Genomic DNA, 15797 nt, shown 5'->3' with positions numbered 1-15797 from the left:
AGGGCGCCGCCCATGGCGGCCATCATCTGTGCAAGGTGGGCGGCCGTCAGCTCGGCCGCCTTCTGGGGCGCGTGAGAGCCCGCGTCGATGAGCCGACGGCCCCGGGCCGAGCCTTGTCGTGCTCGGCGCCCCCTTTGCACTTGACAAGCTCACAGGATCATCGGGTGCCACGGGCTGCACCAGGTGCCGCAAGCGCCCTCGCGACCCGCTTTCAGGTGGTGCAGGCGCGGCCGCGACCGCTTGCAGGGAGTGCAAGCCCGGTCGCGACCGCTTGCAGCACCTGCAAGCCCGGTCGCGACCGCTTGCAGGGAGTGCAAGCCCGGTCGCGACCGCTTGCAGCACCTGCAAGCCTACCAGCGACCCTGCTCTCCGCTGCTGCAAGGAAGTGCGGCGCCTCAAGCTGGCTCAACGCCCGAGGCCTCGTCGGCCTCCTCGACCTCGGCCCCCCCTCTTCCGGCTCGGTCGCGGCGCTGGCCGCCGACGCTGGGGGCGGGTACCGATCGAGCAGCTTGAGGAACGGCCTGTGCAGATCCCTTCTACGTTGAGCTCGGCCGGCGAGCGCAAGCGGATCGTCTACTCGTCCGGGTCGAGCTCCCAGCCGAAGACACCGGGGGTGCGCGCGCGGTGCTTGCCGAGCACCTCGCCGGGCAGCCAGGGGCCGTCGGCGGCCCAGCGGGCGGTGAAGGCGTCGCGCAGCACGAGCTCCGCCAGCTTGCCCCTCGGCGAGAAGCCCCACTCGGCCTCCTGCGACACGTCGTCCGGGTCGGCGTAGAGCCGCCAGACGAAGAAGCCGGCGCAGGTGCGCGCGTCGAGGAACGGCGCCACCACCGCGGCGTAGGCCTCGGCCTGCGAGCGCTCGTCGACCACGACGCCCTTCATCCGGTCGGGCCACTCCCACGGGCGCACCGCGGGGTCGCGGCGCGTCGTGTAGCCGATCTCGGTGAGCAGGACCGGCTTGCCCCAGGCGCGCGCCACCGCGTCCACCCCTTCCGCCACCTTGCGCCCGCCGCGCAGGAGCTCCTCGAACGACGCGCCCTCGCGCTCCGCCAGCGGGTAGAACGCGTTGATGCCGATGAGGTCCAGCGCGTCGAAGATCACCGTGTGCTCGACGTCGTCCCAGTTCGCCGAGTAGGTGAGCAGCCCCGGGTACGCGCGGCGCACGGCCTCGATGATCGGCAGGAAGCTCGCCGCGCGCGGCGTCGTCACCCAGCTCCGCAGCTCGACGCCCACGCTGAGCATCTCCGCGCCGCCCTCGCGCGCGACAGCGGCCCACGTGAGCAAGAACCGGCGGTACGACTCGGCCCAGCGCGCCCAGCCGGCGTCGTCGCCCGGGTCGATCTGCGCCCGCCACTCGCCGCTCTCGACCCAGAGGTGCGGGACGAGCAGCACCTTGAGCCCGCGCGCGTGCGCCTGCGCGATCGCCGCGAGCACGTTGCGCCGGTTCTCCTGGAAGGGCGCCTCGAAGACGAGATCGACGCCGGTGCCCTTGCCGTCCCACACGCGGCCGAACGGCGTCAGGCTGATCCAGGTCGCGCCCATGGCCGCCGCCTCGTCCATCGCCCGCCCGCTCGCCGCGGTGCCGTAGCCGCGGCCCGGGTGCCGCAGGTTCTCGATCGGCCCGATCGTCACGCCGCGCACGCCGCCCCAGCCCGACACGGACCAGCCCGCCGCGCCGTGCGGCAGGTGCTCCGGCGCGATCGGCGGCGGCGGGGCCTTCGCAGGAGGCGCAGAACGCGCAGTACCACCGACCGCCGCCGTGGACACGGCGAGCGCGGCGCCCGTCGCCAGGGCGAGCGCGCGTACCCCTCGACTCATCGCTGGCACGGACGCCTTATACCAGGCAGGCGCGCGGCGGTGTCGCGGACGTCACCCGCCTTCCGGGCGCTGCGCGCCGCCCTCCGCCGGCTGCGGCGGCTGCGGCTCGCGCGCGCCCTCCGCCGGCTGCGGCTGCGGCTCGCGCGCGCCCTCCGCCGGCTGCGGCGGCTGCGGCTCGCTCGCCCCCCCCGCCGGCGGCGGCGCCCCCCGCCCGCCCGCGTCGCGCTGCTGCAGCGCTCGCGCGGTGTCCTCGCGCCACTTCCGCTCGCGCTCGAGCTTCTCGCGCCGCCGCCGCTCGCGCTCGACCTCGTCGTAGATCGCCTCGGGGCGACGCGGCTGGTACCGGCCTGCCCCGGGCGCAGCGGCCTGCAGCGCCTCGACCTCAGGGCCCGCGGCGCCCTCGGCGTCCGGCTCGGCCGCCGGGGCCTCCGGCAGGGGCGCCGGCTCGGCGGGCGCTGCCGCGGCCGGCCGCCTGGCCACGGCGGCGGAGCGCGCCGCCTGGGCCGCGCGCCTCGCCACGCCCTTCGCCGCAGGCTGCGCGCCCATGCCGGCGTCGAGCGTGCGCGCCTGGACGAGCCAGACGCCGCCCAGCCCCGCGAACAGCCCGAGCACCGCGAGCGCGATCGCGAGCCGCCGGGGCCACGGCGACGGCCCGCGGCGCACCACCGTGAGCCGCTCCGTCTCGGCCGGCGTGACGCGCGGCGCCGCGTCGGTGCTGACACGCTGCGCCGCCCTGCGGCCGACCGGGATGGGCGTCTCCTCGTCCGAGGGCCGCTGCGCCGGCACCCTCGCGGCCGGATCGGACGACCGCCCGAGCGGGGTCACCGTGACGACCGGCGGGGGCGGCGTGCGGCTCGCCCGCAGCTGCTCACCGCCGTCCCACGACGCGCCCGCGTGCGAGACCAGCGTGACCTCGGAGTGGCTGCCTCTCCCGGGAGAGTCCCACTTGGCCGTCGTCTCGAGGTCGCGCATGAGATCGTCGGGCGACATCCGCGGCAGGTCGGCCAGCGTGTCGGCCTCCCACTCGTCGGCGCTCGGATCGGGGGCCGGCTTCGCCATGCGGACGGTCTCGTCTTCCGCCCGGAGCGCCTCCCACACGCGCTCGGCCGCGTCCTCCGAGCCCTCGCCCCCGAAGCGCGCGAGGGCGAACGCGAGCTTCGCGACGTCCGGGGGGCGCGCCTCCGGGTTCTTGTCGAGGCAGCGCAGCAAGAGCGCCCTCAGCTCGGCCGGCTCGACGTACGCGGGGACGGGCGTGGGCGGCTCGTTCAGGACCCTGGTGCAGACGTCGAGCTCGGTGGGCGCCTCGAACGGGCTCGCGCCGCAGAGGAGCGCGTAGGCGACAGCGCCGATCGACCAGATGTCGGCGCGCTCGTCGATGCCGCCCGCGGACCGCATCTGCTCGGGCGCCATGTAGAGCAGCGAGCCGCGCATGGCGCCCGAGGCGGCGTTCGGGCCCTCGCTCTCGACGCCGCAGGCGACGGCCGAGACGCCGAAGTCGAGCACCTTCACGCTCGGCGCACCGTCGCCGAAGCTGATGAACAGGTTCTCGGGCTTGATGTCGCGGTGGAGGAGCCCGGCCGCGTGCGCCTCGGCGACGGCCTCGCAGATCTGCAGGAGGTACTTCACCGCCTCCCTGACCCGGATCGGCCCGCGGCGCTGCAGGTAGCTCGCGAAGTCGGACCCCTCGAGGTACTCGCTCACGATGAACGGCGCGCCGCCGTCGACCCCGAGGTCGAGGACCCGCGCGACGTGCCGGCCCGAGAGGGCGCGCGCGGCGTGAGCCCCCCGGAGCAGCCGCTCGACGGCGTGCCGGTTCTGGGCGATCTTCGGATCAACGCGCTTGAGCGCGACGTGCCGGCCCGACTGGAGATCGATCGCGAGCTGGACGACGCCCACGCCGCCGGCGCCGATCCGGGTCTCCACCGCGTACCTGCCGGCGACGACCTCCTGCCTCCCCGGGCCGCCATCGGCCGCCCGCGGCGCGTCGTTCCGCTCCGGTGCGGCCGCGCGATCCTCTGCTCTGGGCTTCAGCGACGTCAACGCACTGCCTCGATGTGTGTCCCGCGAGCTCCGCGGGTGGAGTCGAACCTGTCCTCTGAATAGCAGATTCAGAATGCTGCTATCGCGTCCATGACGTGTCGTCTAGCGACACATCCGCACGGGAGTGTCCTTTCTGTGCTGGCCGGCCAGCTGGCCGGCCGGCCACGCGGCCCCATGCAGCCACACAGCCATGCCCGGCCGTGCAGCGCCCATGCGCGCTCCTCGCGATCCCGCCGCGATCCCGCCATGCCCGGCCGCGCAGCGCTCATGCGTCTGTCGCTGGCCGCTCCAGCCGTCCCCGACCTTGCAGGCATGAGCGTCGCTGGCAGCCTCCAGCCGTCCCCGACCTTGCAGGCATGAGCGTCGCTGGCAGCCTCCAGCCGTCCCCGGCCGTGCGGCCTGCTGCCATGCGCCGTCCGCGCCGTGCAGCCATGGTCGCCTCGCCGTCTGGCCGCGGCCGTCCACACGGCTCACGGTGGGAGCCCCAACAGGAGCGCTACCACGTAGTCGATGCCGCTCATGACCAGGACGATCGCCGACGTCGACGCCGCGCCGAGGCCGAGCGCCTTCGGCGCGCTCCAGCGTCGTGTCCGGCGCGCGGCCAGCCGCCCGCGCTGGACGTCGCGCGTGACCCAGCACCACCCGAGCATGGACAGCGGGCCGAACGCGTAGAGGGCTGCGCCCCATGTCGCTCCGTTCCAGCAGGCATTGCGCTGCTCCGGCGTGTCCGGCGTGAGCCGCCGGCGGTCCCAGAGCTGGAGCGCGAGCGGCAGCGCGATTCCGAGCACCATCTGGATCGCGAGGCGGAGAGCGCTCATGTCGCGCGCCGAGCTCCCGCGCGCCAGACCCGCTCAGGCGGCGCCGGACACGCGCTGTCCACTGGAGCACGCCGCAGCGCGTCGCGGCAGAGCTCGGGTGAGCGACGCGCCGCACGTCTTCGCTGTCCTTCCGCGTCCGCGCCGAGGAAAGCGCCGCGAAAATCGCCCAGCGGCCTTCTCGTTGCCGACGGGGATTGATACGAACGAGGGATGACAACGACTGAGGCAGGGGACATCAGGAACGTTGCAATCATCGGACACAAGGGGGCTGGGAAGACATCGCTTGCCGAGGCGCTGCTGTACGTCACCAAGGCGACAGGCAAGCTCGGCAAGGTGGACGACAGATCGAGTGTCCTCGACGATACCGCCGAGGAAAAAGAGCACGTTTGCTCGTTCGAGGCGAGCGTCGCGCACCTCTCCTGGGGAGGGAAGAAGATCAACCTCGTCGACACGCCGGGAGAGGGGAGCTTCCTCGCCGAGACGCGGCTCGCCCTCGCGGCGGTCGACGCCGCCATCCTCGTCGTGAGCGGCAAGGACGGCGTGCAGCCGATCACCGAGCGCGTCTTCGGCTGGGTGAAGGAGGCGAAGCTGCCGTGCCTGATCGTCGTCACGAAGGTCGACGCCGAGAACGCGCGGCCCGACGAGGTGCTCGCCGACGTCCGCGCGCGCCTCAAGGCGCCTGTCGCGGTGATGGAGGAGCACATCGGCGAGGGGCTCCAGTACCGCGGGGTCGTCGCGCTCCGGACGAAGAAGGCGTGGCTCGACAAGCCCGAGGCCCCCGCCGCCGCGGCGGGATCTCCGGCGCCAGCCGACGTCGCCGGCGCCGTCGAGAGGGCCCGGGGCAAGCTCGTCGATGACGTCGCCGGCAGCGACGACGACCTCACCGAGCGGTACCTGACCGAGGGCGATCTCACGCAGGAGCAGCTCGACCAGGGGCTCCGCGCCGCGGTCCGCCGGGGGGCGCTCGTCCCGGTGGTTTTCGCCTCCGGGGTCCGCCCGAGCGGCGTCGCCGCGCTGCTCGACGCCATCGTCGAGCTCCTGCCGCCGCCCGCCGAGCGCCCGGCGTGGAGCGGCGTCGTCCCGAGCAGCAAGCCCGGCGCCGCGCCGCAGCCGGCCGAGCGGCCGGCGGCGGCGGACGCGCCGGCGGCGGCGTTCGTCTTCAAGACGTCGATCGATCCGCACGCCGGCCGCACGTCGTTCGCGCGCGTGCTCTCCGGCGTGCTCCGGCCCGACGCCGCGCTGCTCAACGCGAGCACCGGCGTCGCGGAGCGCCTCGGCAAGATCCACGTCGTGGTCGGCAAGGACCACAAGGCCGTGGACGAGGCGCGGGCCGGGGACATCGTCGCGCTGCACAAGCTGAAGGCCACGCTGAGCGGGCACACGATCTGCGACGAGAAGCAGCCGTTCCTGCTCGGCGCGCCGGAGCTGCCGCCGGCGCTCTTCTCGCGCGGCGTGCGGTTCGACGCGAAGGGCGGCGAGGACAAGGTCGGCAACGCGCTCCACCGGCTGACCGAGGAGGACCCGGGGCTCACCGTGCACCAGGACGCGTCGACCCGCGAGCTCGTCGTCTCGGGCCTCGGCGCCCTGCACCTCGAGATCACGGTGGAGCGCATCCGCCGGCGCGTCGGGATCGACTGCCGGCTCGGCCCGCCGCACATCGCGTACAAGGAGACGATCACGCGGAGGGCCGCGGGCGTCGAGGGCAAGCACAAGAAGCAGACCGGCGGCCACGGCCAGTTCGGCGTCTGTTACATCGACATGGAGCCCTTGCCGCGCGGCGGCGGCTTCGCCTTCGAGGACGCTGTCGTGGGCGGCGCGGTGCCGCGGCAGTTCATCCCCTCGGTCGAGAAGGGCATCGTCAAGGCGATGTCGAAGGGCGTCCTCGCCGGCTACCCGATGGTCGACGTCAAGGTGCGGCTCATCGACGGCAAGTACCACGACGTCGACTCGTCGGACGCGGCCTTCCAGATGGCGGGCAGCAAGGCCTTCAAGGCCGCCGCGGCGCAGTGCGCGCCGGTGCTGCTCGAGCCGATCGTGCGGCTCTCGGTGACGGTGCCGAGCGCCGCGATGGGCGACATCATCGGCGACATCAACAGCCGCCGCGGGAGGATCATCGGCACGGACTCGGTCGAGGGCCAGACGATCGTGAGCGCGTTCGTCCCCCTCGCCGAGGTGCTCGAGTACGAGTCGAAGCTGAAGAGCATGACCCAGGGCAAAGGCACGTTCACGATGAGCGTCGAGCACCTGGAGATCTGCCCGCCCGTGGTGCAGGACAAGGTGATGAAGGAGAGCGGCTTCAAGGCCGAAGCCGACGAGGACTGACGCCGCGCCTCGCGGCCCGTCCCCCCGGCCCCGCGGCGGCGGGCCGCGTCGCGGGCGCGTCTCGGGCGGCCGGGCCGCCCGGCTACGGATGGATGTGGACGATCGTCCCCTCCCCCGTGGCCTTCCCGGTGCTCACGCCGTGCCACCCCTCGGGCACCGGCGGGTCGGTCCAGAGGAACACCCGGCGCGCGTCGATCGGCGACAGGTTGATGCACCCGTGGCTGCGCGGCTTGCCGTAGTCGTCGTGCCACGGCGCCGCGTGGATGGCGTAGCCGGCCTCGAAGTACTGCACCCACGGCACGTCGCGGAGCTCGAACTTGTTGTCGACCTCGTGCGCGTCCATCGTCGTCGTGACGTGCTTGTCGCGGATCCGGAACGTCCCGCGCACCGTGGAGAAGGTCTTCCTGGGGTCGCCGAGCCCGTCGCGGCCCGTCGCCGCCGCCGTCGCGTAGACGGGCTTCTTGCCCTCGTAGAGGATGAGCGTCTGGCTGAGGATCGAGATGTCGATCCACTTCACGTTCCCCTGCGCGAACGACGGCAGCTCCGAGGGCTTGACCGCGATGGCGACGTCGGAGTCGCGCACCCACGTCCCGTCCTTCGCCTCGACGAGGCGCGCGCCGCCGACCTTCTTCGAGCGCCCCGTGAGCTGCACGGCGGTGTGCCAGGGCAGCTCGCCCGCCTTCTCCATCTCGCCGCCCGAGATGTCGTAGCGCCTCGCGTCCTGCCGGTGCACGAACGCGAGCGGCAGCTCCCAGCCCTTGGTCATGTCGACGCCGTGGAAGGTCGAGCCGCGCGCGGGCTTGAGCTTCGAGGTCGGCACGAGCCGCGCGTCGGTGGTCAGCGCGAAGCGCCGCCCGCCGTCGCCCATGAAGGTGTCGATCAGCGCGAGCCCCGCCTTGCGCGCGATCCGGTTCGTGATGATCGCGTAGCCCGGGACCTTGAACGACGAGATGTTCGGGAGCTGCCGCCCGCCCTTGAAGAACCAGGGGATCTCGTCGCTGCCGTTGCCGCCGAAGAGCTCGCTGTCGCCGAGCTCGGGCGGCTCGGCGGGCGGGTCGCCGACGGCGTTGCCCAGCGCGTCGAGGGGGACGTCGTTGGCGCCGACCTTGACCTCGTCCCACTTCTTCTTGAGCTTCTTGTAGCTGCGGAGGTGCCGCTCCAGGCTCATCTCGTACTGGAGCTGCTCCTTCATGGCGGGCATCCGGTAGTAGTTCGGCGCGATCGCCCTGACGAACGCGTACGGGTACGGCATCGGCCTGGACAGGTCGGGCCGCCGCGTGAGCGCGCGGAGGATCGGGTGCTGCATGTCGATCGTCGCGTCGCCGTCCGCGCACATGAACCCGGCGGGCAGCACGCGGAAGTAGCCGCCCTGGCAGTCGTCGAACGAGACGGGCTTCTCCCCGCGGGGCGCCGTCCCGCCCGCGCGGAGGTAGCCGAGCTTCGGCGAGCGGCGGTCGGCCTTCTCGTAGATGGGCGCGACCATCTGCACGGCCCCGATGCGGGGCCCGTCCACGCGCGGGAAGGTGGCCGGGTCGTTCTCGGACGTCGTCTGGGCCGCGCCAGCGGAGAGGCTGATGATGCCCTCGGGCGTGGCGTTCTCCCCGCTGCTGCAGGCCGGCAGGACCGGCGAGGCGAGGGCGGCGACAGCCAGGACGAGCGGGAGGGAGCCGCACGCGGGGGCCGGGATCGCAGAGCTTCGCTGTCGGGCATCCATGGCCTGGGGATGCCGGACAGACGGTCCGGTGGCCAAGTTTTGGCCGTCGCCGCGGCCGCGCGGGGCGGGCAGGGCGACGCCGCGCGGCCCCCCCCCCCCCCGGATGGGACACGGCGCCGCGCGATCTGGTGCGGGGAGCCTCCGCGGGGGCAGCTGGGCGATCAACGACGGCGACGAGCGACGAGCGACGAGCGACGAGCGACGACAACAGTGCGCGATGGTGCTGGAATGGGGTTGCGCTGGAGCCCGGCCTTGGGTAGGTTCGGGGCCCTCGCGAAACCCCGCGAGAGTGCGCCACTAGCTCAGCTGGATAGAGCGTCGGCCTCCGGAGCCGAAGGCCAGTGGTTCGAATCCACTGTGGCGCGCAGGGTTCTCGTCGACCTGTCTGCGAGAGCGTGCGGCCTTTGACGTGGGCGGCCCGGCGAACCGGGCAACCGTCGGGCGAACCTGGCGCCCGTGACGGCAGGGTCAAGCCGGGGCCGCGCCCGGAAAGACCCGCGGAGGAGCTGGACCGGACACAGCGGGAGGGTGCCCCCTCGGGCTCGCTATCCCCTGGTGAGCACCATCTCGGTCGACACGAAGGGCCGCGGCGGCAGGTCCGCGCGGCGCTGGAACCCGAACCGCGCGTAGAACGTGTGCGCGTCCTGGGTGCCGAGGTGGACGTGGAGCGCGCCGCGGACCGCCGGGTGATCGAGCAGCAGGCGCACCACCGCCTCGCCCACGCCGAGGCCGCGCAGCGACGGGGCGACCATCACGTCGAACATCCACGCGCGCTTGCTCCCGTCGCTGATCGCCCGCGCCGTCGCCACGAGCCGGCCCGCGCCGTCGCGCGCGCCCACCCACGCCGGCGAGCCGAGCTGCGCGCGCGCGAGCGCCCCGCGCGACACGCCCTGGTTCCAGTAGGCGCCCTCCAGCAGATCCACGGCCGCGTCCACGTCGCGCGGCCCGAGCGCGCACGCGAGCGCGCACCCCGCCGGCGCGCTCAGGAACGCGGGCACCGGCGTGTCGGGGCACGCCGCGCGGAGGGCCTCGATCGCCGCAGGGTCCCCGGGCAGACCCCGCTCCCAGAGCCTCGCGAGGAGCCGCGCCCGCTCCTCGGGCGCGCGGTTCTGCGCGAGCTTCGCCTTGCCGTCGATCCGCTCGAGCGGGACCGCGAGCACGAGGATCCCCGCGATCGCCTTGCGGTAGAGCGGGCTCGCGGCGTCGAGCGGCGCGTACCCGCCCTCGGGCTGGTACTTCCGCATCAGGGCCTCGAGCACCTCGGCCTTGCGCTCCGGGTCGTCCACGCGCTCGATCACCCCGCGCGCCTGCGCGCTCCGGTAGAGCGTCGTCGCCGGGCAAGCCCGCTCCGGATCGGTGAAATAGCTCGGGATCGACGCGACGATCTCCTCGCACGAGACGACCGCGGGCCGGCCCACGATCTCGGTCTTCTCGCCCGCGGGCGCGCCGTGGAACGCGATCGCCCCGCGCACGAGCGCCCCGTGCACCGTCCGCAGCAGGGGCTCGCCCTCCGCGGTCGTCGAGGCCACGTGCACCACCGGCGCGCGCGCGATGAGCGCCTCGGCCTCGGCCCGATCCATCCGGAAGATCCCTCTGCGCATGGGCGGAGACTGCCGCGCGGCTGGTACGTCAAAAAGATCCGGATCGGATATTTCTGCTAGACCAGTCCGCGTGCCCTGGGAGCTCTCGCTCGCGGTCGATCCCGCCGCCCCGCAGCCGATCTTCCTGCAGATCGCGCGCGCCCTGTCCGACGACATCCGGCGCGGCCGGCTCCGCGCCGGCGCCGAGCTCCCGGGCAGCCGCGCGCTCGCGCGGTCGCTCTCGGTCCACCGCAACACCGTGCTCGCCGCGTACCGCGAGCTCGCCGCCGAGGGCTGGATCGAGGCGAGCGCCGCGCGCGGCACCTTCGTCGCGGCGGAGCTGCCGGCGCCTTCGCCCCGCCGCTTCGCCCGGCGCGCCGCCGCCCGGGCCGAGGTGCCGGCGAAGCTCGGCTTCGACCTCGGCGCGACCTCCCTCCGGCACATGCCGCTCGTCCCGCCGGACACGCTGCGGATGAGCGGCGGCCTGCCCGACATGCGCCTCGTCCCGACGGCGGAGCTCGCGCGGGCCTACCGCCGCGCGCTCCGCGCCGAGCCGAAGCGGCTGCTCGACTACGCCGATCCGCGCGGCCACGAGCGCCTCCGCGCCGCCCTCGCCGCGATGCTCTCGGCGGTGCGCGGCCTCGCCGCCGGCCCGGCATCGGTCCTCGTCACGCGCGGCAGCCAGATGGCGATCGACCTCGTCGCGCGCGCGCTGCTCGCGCCGGGCGACGCCGTCGCCGTCGAGTCCTACGGCTACCGCCCCGCCTGGGAGGCGCTCCGCCTCGCCGGCGCGCGGCTCGTCCCGGTGCCGGTCGACGCCGCGGGCATCTCGGTCGACGCGCTCGCGGAGCTCGCCGATCGCGAGCGCCTCCGCGCCGTCTACGTCACCCCGCACCACCAGTACCCCACGACCGCGGTGCTCGCGCCGGGCAGGCGCGTCGCGCTCCTCGAGCTCTGCCGGCGCCGCCGGATCGCGCTCATCGAGGACGACTACGATCACGAGTTTCACTACGACGGCCGCCCGGTGCTGCCGCTCGCCAGCGCGGACACGGCCGGCGTGGTCGTCTACGTCGGCACCCTGTCGAAGATCCTCGCCCCCGGGCTCCGGCTCGGCTTCGTCGTCGCGCCCGAGCCCCTGATCGAGCGGCTCTCCCTGCACCGCACCTTCGTCGACCGGCAGGGCGACCACGCGGTGGAGCGCGCCGTCGCCGAGCTGCTCGAGGACGGCGAGGTGCAGCGCCACGCGCAGCGCGCCCGGCGCGCGTACAGGGCGCGGCGCGACCTCCTCGTGGAGGCGCTGCGCGCGCGGCTCGGCGGCGCGCTCGACTTTCGCGTGCCCGCCGGCGGCATGGCCCTGTGGGCCAGGGTGGACGCCGCCATCGACGCGGACGCGTGGGCGGAGCGCTCGCTCGAGCGCAAGGTGGCGTTCTCGCCGGGGCGGCGGTACGCGTTCGACGGCAGGAAGCGCCCCTTCCTGCGGCTCGGCTTCGCGGCGCTGGACGAAGAAGAGATCCGCGACGCGGTGGAGAGGATGGCCAGAGCGCTCTGAGCGGCGAGGCCGGCGCCCCGCCTGCCTCCACGGCCTCCCGCCCGCGGAGGAGCGCGCGCAGGCGGCAGCCAGGAGATCCCCTGTCTGCGCGTCCGGCGGCGGCGCCTGTTCCTCGGGACGGAGGCACCTCGACAAAACGTCGCTATCTCCCTGTCTCCCCGGGTAGCCCTGCCCTATGCAGCACGGGCGAACCGAAGGGATGCGAAGAAACAGATGAAGACAGAAGTCGTGACCGCGCTCGGCCTCGTCGCGGCGAGCCTCACCACGATCTCTTTTTTACCGCAGGTGCTCCGCGCGCTCCGCACGCACGACACGAGCTCGATCTCCGTCGGCATGTACGCGACCTTCGTCACCGGCGTGGGCCTGTGGCTCATTTACGGCGTGCTCACCGGGGACATGCCCGTCATCATCGCCAACGCGATCACGTTCGTGCTCTCGGGCATGGTGTTCATCCTCAAGCTCCGATACGGCTGAGCCGCCCTCCTCCGTCGCCGGACGGCGACCCAGCCCACCACGCCTGCGCCGAGGCCAACACCGCTCGGCCGCCCCCGGTCACCAGCGAGGCCTCTCCCACCGATTCCGCTGAAACCGATATTTTTCAACCTTGCTTGACAGGACATTTCGCACGTCCTAGTACCTCGCCAGTCCGAGGCAGCAGACGAGGGCGCAGCTCCTCCAGCGAACCACGTCGGGCATTGCGCGCCTGGGGCAGGGGTCGGATCTGCGTCGAGATCGCCGCGTGCCATGGACTTCCTTTATCCGGAGAGGTTGATTCATGAGACGATTCGACGGACTGGGTGTTTTGCTCGCGCTCGCGGCGTCGGGCTGTGCGGTGTCCACGGAGATGGAGCTCGCGGGGGCCGGGGCAGCCGAGGGCGCGCCAGCGCCGGAGTTGGTGAGCGCGGCCGCCGAGGAGCTCGGCCCATCGCCCCAGGGCGCGGCGGCCTGCGGCGCGGCGTGGGTCGGCGACGGCGGCTGCGCGCCCGACATCCCTGCTCCGATCGCCGAGGAGGGGGAGAGCTGCGGTGGCTTCACCCGCGGCCCCGCGCCCGTGTGCGCCGCGGGGCTTTATTGCAGCTACACGCTCGAGGACGTGTGCGGCTGGGCGGACGCATCGGGCCTCTGCGCGGAGCGACCTGCGTCCTGCGCGGAGGTCTACACGCCCGTCTGCGGCTGCAACAACCGGACTTATGCGAACGCCTGTAAGGCCGCGATGGACGGCGCCGCCGTCTACGCGCACGGCGAGTGCGAGGCCGCGCCGCAGGAGGAATGATCAAGCACCCTCCCCGAGCGCAGAGAGCACCCCTCCCCCTCGAGAAGAGCACCGTCTGGAGCGTCGATCAGCTTGAAATGCCCGTGAATGAAGAGATTTAAACCACAGAGGGTACAGAGGACACAGAGGAACAACCAAAAAACTCTGTGCCCTCTGTGCCCTCTGTGCCTCTGCGTTCATTTTCTCGGGGTTTCAACCGCTTCGGTGTCCTGGCTGTCCCCGGCAGACAGCGTGTGTCCCTGGGCCCCCGCCGCCGCGACGCGCTGCGCCCGCGCTGGAGGTTGACGGATGGTTCACGGGCGATTGACGCATACGACACGACGCAAAGCCGTGCTGGCTTGACCGCGCTCGCGCCCGCTCTCACCCTCCATCGCAAGGGGGATCACAATGAATGGCGCGGTGCTCTACGACCTCGCGATGCGGCTCCCGCTCGCCTTCCTGATGCTCTATAACGCCCTGTTCATCGGGCGTGAACTCCACGCTCACCTGTTTCTCTGGCGCGGGCCCACCGGGCTCACGTACGGGACGACGCTGGCGGCGCTCCTCGCCACCGAGGCCTATCTGCTGCTGGTCGCGGCGCTCACGCTGGTGCGCCTCCGCCCGCTGCGCAAGCTGAAGGGCATCGTGCCTCGCGTCACCGCGCTCGCCGCCGGCCTCCTCCCGGCGAGCCTGGCGTGGCTGCCGAAGGTCCCGCCGTCGCCCGGGCGCCAGATGGCGGGCACGCTGCTCATCGTCATGGGGATGGCGCTCGCGGTGATCAGCATCGGCTGGCTGGGCAAATCGTTCAGCGTCATGCCCGAGGCGCGCCGCCTCGTCACGGGCGGCCCGTACCGGCTCGTGCGCCATCCGGTCTACCTCGCCGCGATGATCCAGGGCGCCGGGCTGGTCCTGCTCTATCCGTCGATCGCCGCGCTCCTGATCTACACGACAGAGCTGGCCTTGCAGGTCATCCGCATGGGGTACGAGGAGCGCGTGCTGCGCGAGACGTTTCCCGAATACGACGACTATGCGCGCCAGACCTCCGCGCGGCTCGTCCCCCGCGTCTACTGACGCCGCACGTCGCACGACGCCGCTCATCGCACGTCGCACGCCGCTCATCGCACGTCGCACGTCGCACGTCGCACGTCGCACGTCGCACGTCGCACGTCGCATTTCGCGCTCACCTCACCGCGCGAGCCAGACGAACCGGACACCGCGCCTCCAGCGTTGCGCGACAAAATGCCACGTGTGTAGCAAGGGCGCCCCCGGGCGGACTCTGCTGCTCACTCGGACGGGTTCATCACGCGGCCGACGAACAGGACCGCGCCGGTCTCGATGTCCCGGATGAAGAAGAGGAACGGACGGTCGAAGCGGATGGTGGCCGGCTCGGACGCCGATGTCTCGCCGATGACCACCGCCGTCGCCGCCGCCGCCTCGGTGCCCGCCTCGTCCACGGAGACGAAGGCCTTGTGGAGCACGTCGCTGATGAAGAGCCCGCCCTGCCCGTCGATGCCCGAGAAGTCAGCGCGGCCGGTGAAGGCGATGGGCATCCCCAGCTCCACGAGCTGCTGGACGAGGTCCAGGGTCGACTCGAACTTGAACTTCGGCAGCGTCATCGTGACGCTGCGCGTCCCGAGCGAGCCGATCACCCCCTCGAGGCGCTCCCGATCGAGGCCTGCCTCGAGCTCCCCGCCCTCCGCCGGGAGCACGAGCACCATCGACAGCTCGCCCCCATCATAGGGCAACTCCAGCGCCTCGTAGCCGTCGCCCTCGCCATAACCGACCTGCGCGCTGCCGTTCATCATCGGCACGGAGACCGCGGTGCCGTCCCCCAGGGTAAAGTCGCCGGGGGCCGTGTCCTCCTCGTCGAAGGGGAGCTGCCAGGCTGCGTTGAAGTAAACGGCGTTCGTCAGCACCAGCCGGGTCGCGGGCTGGATGGCGCCCTCGGGCAGGATGTCCTTGATCCGGTCCTCGGTGCGCTCGGCGACCCAGCCGTTGATGATCCCGCGCGCCTCGTCGGGCGCCTGCGCGAAATCGACGACGCGCAGCCCGGCCCCGTAGCTCTCGGCGAGCACGTCGAGGAACGACGGCGCGAACGATGAGCCGACCTGCCCCCAGAGCGCATTGGCCACCTTGAGCCGGAAGCCCTCGCCGTCCTTGCCCTCTGCGCCCTGGCCGCGGCGCGCGAGCGCCAGATCGAGCGCGTTGAACGCCGGGTGCAGCCGCTCCTGCGGCAGCGTGAAGCGGAGCGCGCCCGCCATCTCCGTCTCCGTCGCCCCGCGCGCGCCGGCGTACGTCATCGCCAGCGCGCTCGACACGCTGTACGGCGAATAGAAGAGGTTGCCCGGCGTGCCGGCGAGCTGCTGGTAGAGGGCGAGCGCGAAGTCCGTGTTGCCGCCGACGAGCTCCTTGAGGTCGGCCGCCGGCACGGCAGGATCGCTGATCCGCTGCTTGTCCGAGGCGACGACGCAGCCCGCCTTGCCCGGATCGCTGCACTCCGAGGGCTGCGGCTCGGGCTGCGGTTCGGCGCTGTCGGAGGCGCAACCCGCGAAGACCAGGGACAACGGCAACAGGACGGCGGAGATCGGAGGCCTACGCATGCCGCCCGGCAGAGCAGGGGACGTGCCGGAGCGCCGCGACAGGGCCGCGGCAAAGGAGCGGCGCCGCGCCGGCGCAGCGGTTGCGCTCGCTGGCGCCGCAGATCAGC

11 protein-coding genes and 1 tRNA gene are annotated in these 15797 nt (G+C 72.9%); 6 read left to right on the top strand and 6 right to left on the bottom strand.

Going from position 1 to position 15797, the window contains the following annotated elements; translation table 11 throughout:
- Window positions 1-573: 573 nt before the first annotated feature.
- The 3 genes from WME85_RS09455 to WME85_RS09445 form a co-directional block, all read right to left on the bottom strand.
- A complete protein-coding gene (locus WME85_RS09455) occupies window positions 574-1815 on the bottom strand; it encodes a glycoside hydrolase family 113 (RefSeq protein WP_437837247.1) in 1242 nt (413 codons plus the stop codon).
- A gap of 51 nt (window positions 1816-1866) precedes the next feature.
- The gene (locus WME85_RS09450) at window positions 1867-3855 is read right to left on the bottom strand and encodes a protein kinase domain-containing protein (protein WP_437837245.1); all 1989 of its coding nucleotides are present in this window, start codon (window positions 3853-3855) and stop codon (window positions 1867-1869) included.
- 470 nt (window positions 3856-4325) lie between these two features.
- Window positions 4326-4673, bottom strand: coding sequence for a transcriptional regulator (locus WME85_RS09445; RefSeq protein WP_437837243.1), 348 nt, complete (start codon window positions 4671-4673; stop codon window positions 4326-4328).
- A gap of 210 nt (window positions 4674-4883) precedes the next feature.
- Between WME85_RS09445 and fusA the strand changes: the two genes are divergently transcribed.
- Entirely contained in the window at window positions 4884-6995 is a 2112-nt protein-coding gene (gene fusA, locus WME85_RS09440) for an elongation factor G (protein ID WP_437837241.1), read from the top strand.
- An 82-nt stretch (window positions 6996-7077) separates the two neighbouring features.
- On the opposite strand, the gene WME85_RS09435 is transcribed toward fusA, so the two are convergent.
- Window positions 7078-8709, bottom strand: a complete 1632-nt coding sequence (locus WME85_RS09435; protein ID WP_437837239.1) for a L,D-transpeptidase — start codon at window positions 8707-8709, stop codon at window positions 7078-7080.
- Window positions 8710-9000: 291 nt separating this feature from the next.
- Here WME85_RS09435 and WME85_RS09430 point away from each other — a divergent pair.
- A tRNA-Arg gene (locus WME85_RS09430) sits at window positions 9001-9074 on the top strand.
- 180 nt (window positions 9075-9254) lie between these two features.
- On the opposite strand, the gene WME85_RS09425 is transcribed toward WME85_RS09430, so the two are convergent.
- The gene (locus WME85_RS09425; RefSeq protein ID WP_437837237.1) at window positions 9255-10310 is read right to left on the bottom strand and encodes a GNAT family N-acetyltransferase; all 1056 of its coding nucleotides are present in this window, start codon (window positions 10308-10310) and stop codon (window positions 9255-9257) included.
- A 70-nt stretch (window positions 10311-10380) separates the two neighbouring features.
- Between WME85_RS09425 and WME85_RS09420 the strand changes: the two genes are divergently transcribed.
- The 4 genes from WME85_RS09420 (at window position 10381) to WME85_RS09405 (ending at window position 14161) form a co-directional block, all read left to right on the top strand.
- Window positions 10381-11838, top strand: a complete 1458-nt coding sequence (locus WME85_RS09420; protein WP_437837235.1) for a PLP-dependent aminotransferase family protein — start codon at window positions 10381-10383, stop codon at window positions 11836-11838.
- A gap of 213 nt (window positions 11839-12051) precedes the next feature.
- A complete protein-coding gene (locus WME85_RS09415) occupies window positions 12052-12312 on the top strand; it encodes a SemiSWEET transporter (RefSeq protein ID WP_437837233.1) in 261 nt (86 codons plus the stop codon).
- A gap of 301 nt (window positions 12313-12613) precedes the next feature.
- Window positions 12614-13111 carry a hypothetical protein gene (locus tag WME85_RS09410; protein WP_437837231.1) on the top strand — a complete coding sequence of 166 codons (498 nt, stop codon included), beginning with the start codon at window positions 12614-12616 and terminating at the stop codon, window positions 13109-13111.
- 387 nt (window positions 13112-13498) lie between these two features.
- Window positions 13499-14161 (top strand): methyltransferase family protein, encoded by a 663-nt coding sequence (locus tag WME85_RS09405; protein ID WP_437837229.1) that lies wholly within the window; start codon window positions 13499-13501, stop codon window positions 14159-14161.
- A gap of 212 nt (window positions 14162-14373) precedes the next feature.
- On the opposite strand, the gene WME85_RS09400 is transcribed toward WME85_RS09405, so the two are convergent.
- Window positions 14374-15690, bottom strand: a complete 1317-nt coding sequence (locus tag WME85_RS09400; protein ID WP_437837227.1) for a serpin family protein — start codon at window positions 15688-15690, stop codon at window positions 14374-14376.
- Between the last annotated feature and the right edge of the window lie 107 nt (window positions 15691-15797).

Origin of the sequence: Sorangium sp. So ce1153 (assembly GCF_051521595.1) — a bacterium.
In the GTDB taxonomy this organism is placed as follows: Bacteria; Myxococcota_A; Polyangia; order Polyangiales; family Polyangiaceae; genus Sorangium.
The sequence above is the reverse complement of the archived record's forward strand: the minus strand, read 5'-3'. Positions and strand labels throughout refer to the sequence as shown.

Excerpts from the sequence above, each read along its gene's own strand:
- WME85_RS09405 (WP_437837229.1), top strand. The coding sequence starts at position 13,499 with ATGAATGGCGCGGTGCTCTACGACCTCGCGATGCGGCTCCCGCTCGCC.
- WME85_RS09455 (WP_437837247.1), bottom strand. The coding sequence starts at position 1,815 with ATGAGTCGAGGGGTACGCGCGCTCGCCCTGGCGACGGGCGCCGCGCTC.
- WME85_RS09445 (WP_437837243.1), bottom strand. The coding sequence starts at position 4,673 with ATGAGCGCTCTCCGCCTCGCGATCCAGATGGTGCTCGGAATCGCGCTG.
- WME85_RS09415 (WP_437837233.1), top strand. The coding sequence starts at position 12,052 with ATGAAGACAGAAGTCGTGACCGCGCTCGGCCTCGTCGCGGCGAGCCTC.
- WME85_RS09435 (WP_437837239.1), bottom strand. The coding sequence starts at position 8,709 with ATGGATGCCCGACAGCGAAGCTCTGCGATCCCGGCCCCCGCGTGCGGC.
- WME85_RS09410 (WP_437837231.1), top strand. The coding sequence starts at position 12,614 with ATGAGACGATTCGACGGACTGGGTGTTTTGCTCGCGCTCGCGGCGTCG.
- WME85_RS09400 (WP_437837227.1), bottom strand. The coding sequence starts at position 15,690 with ATGCGTAGGCCTCCGATCTCCGCCGTCCTGTTGCCGTTGTCCCTGGTC.
- fusA (WP_437837241.1), top strand. The coding sequence starts at position 4,884 with ATGACAACGACTGAGGCAGGGGACATCAGGAACGTTGCAATCATCGGA.
- WME85_RS09425 (WP_437837237.1), bottom strand. The coding sequence starts at position 10,310 with ATGCGCAGAGGGATCTTCCGGATGGATCGGGCCGAGGCCGAGGCGCTC.